Source organism: Aurantimonas sp. C2-5-R2 (assembly GCF_036549495.1).
GTDB lineage: Bacteria > Pseudomonadota > Alphaproteobacteria > Rhizobiales > Rhizobiaceae > Aurantimonas > Aurantimonas coralicida_A.
On record NZ_JAZHLJ010000105.1, the window covers coordinates 1 to 9,109 of the forward strand.

9 protein-coding genes and 1 pseudogene are annotated in these 9,109 nt (G+C 58.7%); 7 read left to right on the forward strand and 3 right to left on the reverse strand.

Annotated elements, in window-relative coordinates:
- Positions 1–131: 131 nt before the first annotated feature.
- From VQ044_RS22360 to VQ044_RS25900, 3 genes and pseudogenes are all read right to left on the reverse strand, one after another.
- Positions 132–782, reverse strand: a complete 651-nt coding sequence (locus VQ044_RS22360; RefSeq protein WP_331827775.1) for a GntR family transcriptional regulator — start codon at positions 780–782, stop codon at positions 132–134.
- Positions 783–1,105: 323 nt separating this feature from the next.
- Positions 1,106–1,252, reverse strand: a pseudogene (locus tag VQ044_RS22365) (IS256 family transposase); the annotation flags it as partial.
- A gap of 259 nt (positions 1,253–1,511) precedes the next feature.
- Positions 1,512–1,709, reverse strand: coding sequence for a hypothetical protein (locus VQ044_RS25900; protein ID WP_442880729.1), 198 nt, complete (start codon positions 1,707–1,709; stop codon positions 1,512–1,514).
- Positions 1,710–2,016: 307 nt separating this feature from the next.
- Here VQ044_RS25900 and VQ044_RS22375 point away from each other — a divergent pair, with 307 nt between their 5' ends.
- From VQ044_RS22375 to VQ044_RS22405, 7 genes are all read left to right on the forward strand, one after another.
- The gene (locus VQ044_RS22375) at positions 2,017–2,790 is read left to right on the forward strand and encodes a DeoR/GlpR family DNA-binding transcription regulator (protein ID WP_331827776.1); all 774 of its coding nucleotides are present in this window, start codon (positions 2,017–2,019) and stop codon (positions 2,788–2,790) included.
- 35 nt (positions 2,791–2,825) lie between these two features.
- Positions 2,826–4,271: an FAD-binding oxidoreductase gene (locus VQ044_RS22380; RefSeq protein WP_331827777.1), complete on the forward strand. Its 1,446-nt coding sequence runs from the start codon at positions 2,826–2,828 to the stop codon at positions 4,269–4,271.
- 32 nt (positions 4,272–4,303) lie between these two features.
- Positions 4,304–5,299 (forward strand): 4-hydroxythreonine-4-phosphate dehydrogenase PdxA, encoded by a 996-nt coding sequence (gene pdxA / locus VQ044_RS22385; protein WP_331827778.1) that lies wholly within the window; start codon positions 4,304–4,306, stop codon positions 5,297–5,299.
- On the forward strand, positions 5,289–6,596 hold the full coding sequence (locus VQ044_RS22390) for a four-carbon acid sugar kinase family protein (RefSeq protein ID WP_331827779.1): 1,308 nt from the start codon (positions 5,289–5,291) through the stop codon (positions 6,594–6,596). Before pdxA ends, VQ044_RS22390 begins: the two co-directional genes overlap by 11 nt.
- Before the next feature lie 89 nt (positions 6,597–6,685).
- The gene (locus VQ044_RS22395) at positions 6,686–7,687 is read left to right on the forward strand and encodes a TRAP transporter substrate-binding protein (RefSeq protein WP_331827780.1); all 1,002 of its coding nucleotides are present in this window, start codon (positions 6,686–6,688) and stop codon (positions 7,685–7,687) included.
- Between the two features lie 25 nt (positions 7,688–7,712).
- Complete coding sequence (locus VQ044_RS22400; protein WP_331827782.1) at positions 7,713–8,285, forward strand: TRAP transporter small permease; 573 nt, start codon at positions 7,713–7,715, stop codon at positions 8,283–8,285.
- A gap of 10 nt (positions 8,286–8,295) precedes the next feature.
- Positions 8,296–9,045: a TRAP transporter large permease gene (locus VQ044_RS22405; protein WP_331827783.1), complete on the forward strand. Its 750-nt coding sequence runs from the start codon at positions 8,296–8,298 to the stop codon at positions 9,043–9,045.
- Positions 9,046–9,109: the final 64 nt, after the last annotated feature.

Below are 9,109 nucleotides of genomic sequence, written 5' to 3' on the forward strand. Positions count from 1 at the left end.
TCCCAGGCCATTTCGATCCTCCAACGTCTCGACAACGAAGGGGAATCACAACCTGCTGATATCGCTCAACTCCTTTTCGCTCAGGCTCTAAGATTTCCCCGGACCACTCAGGCGGGCGGACCGATTGAAGTTTACGGTGAGGCGACGTTAACGATCTGCTGCTGCGAAAATTCCTTCCAGCCTGCACGGATATGTTCTTCCATGGCTTCGAGCGCGCCTTCAACGTTTCCCGCCTGCGCCTGTATAAGGAAGGCTTGGTGTTCTCTGACCGCTCTTGTGGTTCGGCTCTTAATTGCGTCAAGATAGTGGAACGGATACTTCGCCCACAGCACTCGAACGAAGGCCAGGGTCTGAGGCTCGTTAGCCCACTCATACATCCTGAAGTGGAACCGGTAATTCGCTGAGCGAAGTTGGTTACGATCCATAGAGCTGGTCGCCGTAGCGTATTCTGCCTGAATCGCTTCCAACTCGGCCAATCGCTCTGACGTCATCCGATTAAAGGCGTTCTCGGTCAGACGCCGCTCCAAGAGCATGCGCAGCTCGAAAAGCTCTTCGGCTTGCTCGACGTAAAAGGGCGGAACAAGTACGCCCCGGTGCGACATACTAATAATGTACCCTTCAGCCTCCAGGATTTTCATGGCCTCGCGCACAGGGGTCAATGAGACTTCAAGTTCTTCGGCTATGTCCCCCTGTCGCAGTTTCTCCCCTCTTTCGTAAACGCCAGATATAATGCGTTCACGCAGGACTTCGGCCACGTGGTCCTGTTTTGTACGGAACGCCATTGATCCCTATCGTCCTCCTGACATCTCCAGATTCGTGCCGACACAATAATCGGCTTCATCGGAAAGAAGCCAGAGGATACCCGAGGCCATCTCTCTAGGGGTGCCGGGGTCGTGTCCCGAGCTATGGCTGGAAATGGGTGATGGGGCCTGAGAAGGCGGCGTATCGTGGCGGGTGCTGAAGCCTGCCAGAACCTCCCGAAGGAGCGATACGCCATGAGAGACGATACCACGATCACCCCGCTTCACCAGCCCGGATCGATCCTTGACCGGGGGATGTCCCGAAGGTTGTTGAACTTCGTTGAGCGGCGATGCCGGGTTGAACGTTACGCGGCCCTCGAAGCAGGGGCAATGAACTTTTCGGCATTTTGGCGCTGATGGGCAAGGAGGGCGGCCCGCAGAATCGGCAGCTGCTTGTGAGCCTTGAGCTTGCGGAAGCCCTTGGCGGCCTCGATCATGCCGGCGGCGACCCANCAGCCAACCATATTTCATACAATATCCCCCTCCCGGAAACCGGGACGGGAATTGGTATCGCGCCCTGCGACTTGAGGTCAATGAGATGCGTCGACCACAGGGATGAGCGACAGGCTGCTCCGGCCCATGATGCATCGAGTTCGACCGCCTATGAGCGCCGTTGATCCGCCACCAACTCGACGGCCAAAGTAGGTCGCACGATATTATTCGCAGTAATAGTGCTGGGCTGCGTCCCGAACTAAGAGTCGGTTTCGAAACTCATGAAGCTCTGGCGATGCGACGCACGAGGAGCATGATCGAGGCGGCGTAGAGAAAGGCCCTGGCGGAATCGATCGTGGCTTCCGCCTCGTGCCGGATCGTCCCGTGGTCATCGGGATGGACGATACCATCGAACGCCGGTGGGGGCGCAGGATCACGCCGCGTGGCATCTATCGCGATCCCGTCCGCTCCAGCCATGGTCACTTCGTCAAGGCCAGCGGCTTGCGCTGGCTGAGCTTCATGGTGCTGACGCCGGTCGCCTGGGCAGGCGTCGTGAAAGCCCTGCCAGTGCCTGCTGGCGGAGCGGAACTGGCATGGCGAACTTCCCTGTTCGCCGCCTTGAATCAAATCCGAACCGGTCGGAAACCCTCCCCAGTCACGCTCTCAGCTCAGAGACTGGGTCGCCGTGTTTGTCACAGTCATAGGCAGCCGCTTGACATCCGAACATAATCGAACATAATCGAACATAATCGAACATAATCGAACAATAAGATCATTCCGCATAATGAAAGATCAACGTACGCAGCACATTCTCGACCTTCTGAGTGTCCAGGGTTCGGTTGCGATCCGTGACTTGGCCGCTCGCCTCGGTGCGTCTGAGATGACTCTGCGTCGTGATCTCGGAGAGTTGGAAACACGCGGTCTGTTGCGCAGGGTCCACGGTGGAGCAGTGCTCAGCGGGGGAGGAGATCCAGGTTACTGGCTTCGGTCCAAGCAGTCACAGCCGGAGAAGGCCCAGATTGGCAGAGCTGCGGCCAATCTTGTCGCGTCGGGGCACACAGTGTTCATCGATGCAGGCACCACCACCACCGAAATTGCCCGCGCCTTGGCGCGCCGTGCCCGCGAGGAAAGCCTTAATATCCGCGTCGTCACTCAAGCGATCAACATTGTGACGGAGTTAGCGGCAGAGCCATCCATAGACCTTCATCAGATTGGTGGGCAGATCGATCCTACGACGCTGGCCGCGACCGGAATTACGGCGATCGAGCAAATCAAGATCCTGAGTTTCGATCTGCTGTTCCTGGGCTTCACCGGCGTTGATTTTAAGGCGGGTTGGACCAATAGCGGTGCCACCGGTGTCGAGGTGAAGAGAGCAGCCATGCACCGCGCAACGCGGGCCTGGGCGGCGGTGGATAGCTCGAAGTGGCAAGTCACCAGTTTCTTCCGGGTCGCCTCTCTTGAAGCCGTCCAGGGTTGGATCACCGATCCAGGTCTTGCGGAGGCAGACCGTAAGCAAGTTCGCGACGCCGGGCTGGATCTGGTGGTCGCCGAGACATGAGGCCACGATCCATGCGTACGAAAGACGAGAGTGGAATGATGAATATAAATGATGAGGCGCTGACAGCGCTACGTAGCGAACTTGGGTCCGGCGCGGTGTCAACCGCGGGCGACGACCTTGATGTGCATGCTGGGGATTGGTGGCCGGTGATCGCCAAATGGAGCGATGAGGAGAAGCGTGCTCACCGTCCTGCCTGCGTCGTTCGTCCGCGCGACGAAGAGGCTATTAGTGCGGCCGTTCGCATTGCGGGACGCTTCGGTCTTGCGGTGATACCCTACGGGGCGGGATCGGGTGTAACGGGAGGAGTGGTATCCTCCTCCGGAGCGATCGTAATCGACCTCCGCGCCATGTCCGACCTCCTCGACGTCGACGAGGAAAATTTCACTGTCACCGTCGATCCGGGTTGGATCGGCGGCGATCTTGAACAAGCTCTGAATTTGCGGGGCTTTACACTCGGGCATTATCCGCAGTCGTTACATCTCGCCTCGGTCGGCGGCCTAGTTTCAACCAAGTCGACGGGCACCTTTTCCAGCAAGTATGGCGGCATTGAGGATCTCATTCTCGGCCTCAGGGTGGTGCTCTCTGATGGCGAGGTGGCGGATTTCCGGCCCGTGCCTCGTTCGGCGACAGGTCCAGGCCTTTCCCAGCTATTCATCGGCGCTGAGGGAACGCTTGGCGTGATCAGCCGCGCGACGCTCCGAATGTTCCCGATCGCCGAAACGCGCCTGTTTAGTGGTTACGCCTTTCCGGATCTTAACGCCGGTATACGCGCCGTGCGGGAAGCCTTTGCCAGCCACGTCCGTCCAGCGGTTCTGCGACTCTATGACGGAATTGAAGCGCAGGGCCTCTACGGACGCATCGGTTTGCGGGAAAGCCGTCCGCTTCTGATCGGCGGCCATGAGGGCATAGCTGTCCTGGCTGAAGCCGAACAGAATGTTTTCCGCAAAATCGCCGAGCAGCATGGCGCAGAGTTCTTAGGTGATGAGATCGGTTGGGCTTGGGAGGCCCATCGTTTTGACGCAAGCTGGCTTGTCGAAGGCAACGGCGCCGCGACCCGCATGGCGGATGCGATCGAGGTCGCGGCGCCCTGGTCTCTGCAATTAGCCGTCTATGAGGCGGTGATGCAGGACATCGCACCCTTGTGCAGCCGGGCGATGGGGCATTTCTCGCACTTCTATTCGACCGGAGGTGCAATTTACTTCATCTTCTTCGTTGAAGGAAAGAATCCCGATGACACGCGGCAGCGCTATGAGGAGGTGTGGAACCTCGTTATGCGCCGTGTCCTCGCCTTAGGGGGCAGCATCAGTCACCATCACGGCATCGGCGCCGTCCGCTCTCCCTTTCTGAAAGAAGAACTGGGCACCGCTCATGATGTGCTCGTGCGGGTCAAGCGCGCGCTCGACCCTGAGAATCTCATGAATCCCGGCAAGCTCGGTCTCGATACTCCTCAGTCTGCTTCCCAGCGCATGGTTGTTTCATGATGCAGAAATACAAGCCAATCGTGGGAGTCACAATGGGCGACGCCGCCGGCGTAGGCCCGGAAATCGTAGTCAAGGCGTTGGAAAGCATGGAGATACGCCAGCAGTGCCACCCCATCGTGATCGGCGACCGTCGGATTATGGAAGCGGCGGTCAAGCGGTTCGGCTCCAGCCAGCAACGAATACATGCCGTCCAGGACGTAGGCGAGGCACGATGGCACGATAATACTGTCGAGGTCCTCGACTTGAGCAACCTGTCCCCCGCTGACTTCGAGCTTGGTAAGATCAGCGCTGCATGCGGAGAAGCCTTCGTTACCTATATCCGAACCTCCGCGCGACTTGCGCTCGAGGGGCGGATCGATGCCATCGCATCGGCACCGACCAATAAGGAGGCGATGCACGCCGCCGGCCACCACTATCCCGGTCAGACAGAAATCTTTGCTGAAGAAACCGGCAGCACAGACTTCTTTACGGTGCTTACAGGCGGCAAGATGCGAGTCTTCCTCCTATCTTCGCACGTGTCACTGCGCCGGGCCATCGAAATGGTGACGCAAGAACGTGTCGAACGTGTCATCCGGCGCACGCAACAATCCTTGCATGATCTCTGGGGCATTGACCAGCCGAAGATCGCTGTGGCCGGCCTCAACCCTCATGCCGGCGACGGCGGTCTGTTCGGCCAGGAGGAAATTGAGCACGTCATTCCGGTCATCGAGCGGCTGCGGGCCGAAGGTTTCGACATCACCGGGCCCGGCTCGGCGGACAGCCTCTACAATCAGGCTGATCAGGGCGTCTTCGACGGTATTGTGGGGATGTATCACGATCAGGGTGTCATCCCCCTGAAGCGCTACGGGTATGTAACGGTCATTGCCGGCACACCGATCATCCGCACGACCGCCGGGCACGGCACAGCTTACGACATTGCCGGCAAGGGAATTGCCAGCCCGGCAGTCATGGAACGAGCTATTTTACTTGCGGGAGAGCTTGCCGGCCGGCGTAGCGGCGCGGCCAGGAGCTACGCGAATGGGTTGTAAGGTGGCCATCTTTACCGACGATTTTTCGGGCGGGAATGCCATCGGCGCCGAGTTCGCGCGGCGAGGATTGAAAACACTGCTGGTCCAAGAGCCGGAAGCGGTCGGGCGGCTCGAGCCCGATGTTGAAGTGGTGGTAATCGACACCGAGAGCCGATATCTGGATCCGGCCGCCGCCGGGGAACGCAACCGTGCCGCCGCCGAAGCAGTTCGCCTTCTTTCACCGGGCATCGTCGTCAAGAAGACTGATTCGCTGCTCCGCGGTCCGATGGGCGCGGAAATCGATGCCATCGCGGACGTGTTTGGATTCGACCGTTGCTTGTTCGTACCTGCAGCGCCGAGCATGGGCAGGCTTACTGTCGGGGGGTACCAGTTAGTGAATGGCGAACCCCTGATCTCGCGCCGCAGTGCCGACGATCCAACGAGCGCGGTCGCTACGAGCCACGTGCCATCAATCTTGCGGTCGCAAAGCCGGCGGCCCGTGCATCAGATCGAGCTGAACATCGTCGAGGGAGGCTCTCTCGCAGTGCGCGAGGCGCTCGGAAAGATGGAGCCTGGTGTTATCATCGCCGATAGCAGTACCTGGCATGACCTCAATGTTGTCGTGTCGGCAGCGCGGGACTCGGGCTTCCGCTTCTTTGCTGGTTCCTATGGCCTTGGCGAGGTCCTCTGTCCGCAAAAGCGGGCACGAGAAGCCACATCTGCCTCACTCGTCATCGCTGGCTCGCCAAGCGAGATGACCCGCCGGCAGATAGCGAGGGCCGAGGACCTCGGACGTTGCTGCGTTCTGCCTCTCTGTCTTGGCGAAGATCTGTTTGTATCCGATGACGAGGCGCTCGCAAGACCCTATCGCTTGCGGGCCCAGGAGGCGTTAGCCCGAGGTGAAGATGTCGTTCTGTGCACCGCGCAGGCGCCCGATGCGGTTGACCAACTGCGCGCCGCGGCAAAGCAGCGGGGCATCTCGTATAGAAACATACCGGCATTCCTGGAACGCATGCTGCAGGCGGTGGTAGAGCCGCTCTTGCCCCTGACCGGCGGTGTCGTTCTTTCCGGCGGATGGACCGCTCATTGCGTGTTCAAGCTGCTCAAGGCCACTGGCGTTCGGCTTGAGGGAACCGAAATTCTGCCGGGAACCCCGATGGCACACGTACAGGGAGGGCCGTTTGACGGCCTTGTCTGGCTCACTAAACCCGGCTCCTTCGGCACGGAAGACGATCTCGTGACAATGCTGAGTTTTCTGAAGGAGACCAGCATTTCGCGCAACACCGCGCGACCGCACCGCCAGGGAGGCGGCACCTGACCAGCATCAGACACATTAAGGGAGAAAATACCATGCACATCACATCAGTTGTTAGTCTCCGTCATTCCGTGTTCGGAACAGGGAAAGCCATGGCCGCAGCCGTGCTTTTCTTCGGCTTCGCCACCGGGAATGCCGATGCTGCGGACGTCAATATCCGTCTCGGCCTGATTGCACCGGCGGAACATCCGGTCACCTTGGCCTCGCAGCGTTTCAAGGAACTCGTCGAGGAGCGCTCGAATGGCAACGTGGCCGTCACCGTCTATCCCGGCGGGCAACTCGGTGGCGAGATCGAGCTTCAGGATCAGGTTGCCCTTGGAACTATCCAGATGGCGAACATCGGAACGCCCGTTACGAGCGGCAAGCTCAAGAAACTCGACATCCTGAACATGTATTATCTTTGGGAAGACCGCGAGCACATGAATGCGGTCCTCACGGGACCAATCGGCAACGATCTCTGGGCCGAGTATCGTGACACGACGGGCATCGAGGTGATCGCTGCCAACTGGCAGCAGGGAGCACGGCAGACTCTGACCGCCAACCCCGCGACCAATCCTGCGGAAATGAGCGGCATCAAAATTCGAGTCACGGCGGGAGTGCCGATCTACAACGACTTATGGACGGCAATGGGCGCGAATCCTGTGCCACTGGCCTTTCCGGAAGCTTATTCGGCGATGAGCACGGGTGTGGTCGACTCGGTCGAGCTTCCGCTAGACTGGATGATCAATGGTGGTTTTACTGACCTTGCCAAGACGATCAACCTGACCAATCACTACATCTATGCCAACGTCATGATCGCCAACGCGAACTTCCTCTCGCAGCTGCCAGAGGAGACGCGCACGATGATCGTTGATGCGGCGAAGGAGGCCGGCAAATACAACAACAAGCTTGTGCTTGAGCAGGAGAATGAGTTGCGGCGGCAGCTTGAGGAGGGCGGTGTCGAGTTTGCTGAGACTGACGTTGAGGCTTTCCGGCAGGCCATCCAGCCGGTCTTCGAGCGGAATATGGATGTTTGGGGACGCGAACTTTACAAGCGCGTTACCGAAGCGGCTTCCCGAGAGGATGAGTCCGAGCAGGCGCAAGACTCGCGCTGAGGGTCTCCTTCACAAGGTCGTCCTTATGCCGGCAGCGAGGGTCTTCGGGTCCTCGCTGCGCCAATCACGCGGGAGATTTTCAGTGCTTCGAGGATTGTTGCAGATACGGAAAGAACATCGAGCCAATTTGGGTTGTGTGCTAGAGAGTATCGCAGGTTTCGTTCTCCTCGCCGTTCTCGTCCTAGCATGGCTTCAGGTGTTTATGCGATACGTTGTCGGTGATTCCACGGCTTGGAGTGAAGAGATCTCGCGATTGCTGCTTATCTGGGTAACTTTTCTGGCCGCCGGAGCAGCAGCTCGCACCGAAACCTTTATGAGCGTCGATTCTCTACTGATATGGGTGCCAGAAAAAATTTGCCTCGTAATGCGCGCCCTGATCAATACGGTCATTTGCGCCACGGCTTGCATTCTTGTCTGGTACGGCTGGAAATTCTACCAAGCGAGTGGAGGCGATACATCCACCAGCCTCGGGTTCCCACGCAATTTGTTCTATTTGCCGATCCCAGTTGGCGGCGTGTTCATCGCGATATTCTCTGGTCAACATGCCTTCCAGTATGCTCTGCTTGCGATGACAAGCAGGCGTACAGGAATAGAGTAAAGGTCTCGTGATGTTGTTCATGCTAATCGGCCTTGTAATACTTCTTATGCTGATAGGGCTTCCGATTGCTTTCGCGCTCGCAAGCACCACCATTCTCTACTTCTTCCTCGCCGATCTGCCGCTCGAGAGCTTTACACAGATGATGGCGAAAGGAGTCGATTCCTACACATTGCTGGCGCTTCCTTTCTTCATTCTCACAGGCAAGGCAATGAATGAGGGCGGAGCGACCGCCCGTCTCTTACATTTCGGCACGGCAGTCCTCGGGCATCTGCGTGGCGGACTCGCTTACGCGAATGTCCTTGCTTCGTTCCTATTCGCGGGCATTTCGGGCTCTGCAGTCGCGGACGCGGGTGGACTCGGCGCAGTCGAGATCGAGACTATGCAGCGAGCGGGCTACGAACGCCGGTTCTCGATCGCCCTGACTGCAGCTTCCTCGACGGTGGGACCGATCATCCCACCGAGCGTGATCATGATCGTGTACGGAATCAGCGCCGGTGTCCCCGTCGGCGCCCTTTTTGTTGGCGGCATCATTCCAGGCTTGATAATGGCGCTCGGCTTCATGGGAATGGTCGCCTACGAAGTTCGTACCAAGGCTCCTAAAGACGGGGGAAGTTTCGCCTGGAAGACCCTTGGAAAAGCCACTGCGCAGGCCCTGCCTGCCCTGTTGACACCCGCCATCCTCGTTGGCGGGATTCTTGCCGGGGTCTTCACGGTGACGGAATCGGGTGCCGTCGCTGCCGGAGCGTGTCAACGAATGTGAGACAGCCGGAGCGATAGATTAAGCTTGGAGTTGGAGCTTGTTGTTGGGCGGATTGATCCAGACG

Excerpts from the sequence above, each read along its gene's own strand:
- VQ044_RS22395 (WP_331827780.1), top strand. The coding sequence starts at position 6,686 with ATGGCCGCAGCCGTGCTTTTCTTCGGCTTCGCCACCGGGAATGCCGAT.
- VQ044_RS22390 (WP_331827779.1), top strand. The coding sequence starts at position 5,289 with ATGGGTTGTAAGGTGGCCATCTTTACCGACGATTTTTCGGGCGGGAAT.
- VQ044_RS22400 (WP_331827782.1), top strand. The coding sequence starts at position 7,713 with ATGCCGGCAGCGAGGGTCTTCGGGTCCTCGCTGCGCCAATCACGCGGG.
- VQ044_RS22405 (WP_331827783.1), top strand. The coding sequence starts at position 8,296 with ATGTTGTTCATGCTAATCGGCCTTGTAATACTTCTTATGCTGATAGGG.
- pdxA (WP_331827778.1), top strand. The coding sequence starts at position 4,304 with ATGGGCGACGCCGCCGGCGTAGGCCCGGAAATCGTAGTCAAGGCGTTG.
- VQ044_RS22360 (WP_331827775.1), bottom strand. The coding sequence starts at position 782 with ATGGCGTTCCGTACAAAACAGGACCACGTGGCCGAAGTCCTGCGTGAA.
- VQ044_RS25900 (WP_442880729.1), bottom strand. The coding sequence starts at position 1,709 with ATGGCTGGAGCGGACGGGATCGCGATAGATGCCACGCGGCGTGATCCT.
- VQ044_RS22375 (WP_331827776.1), top strand. The coding sequence starts at position 2,017 with ATGAAAGATCAACGTACGCAGCACATTCTCGACCTTCTGAGTGTCCAG.
- VQ044_RS22380 (WP_331827777.1), top strand. The coding sequence starts at position 2,826 with ATGATGAATATAAATGATGAGGCGCTGACAGCGCTACGTAGCGAACTT.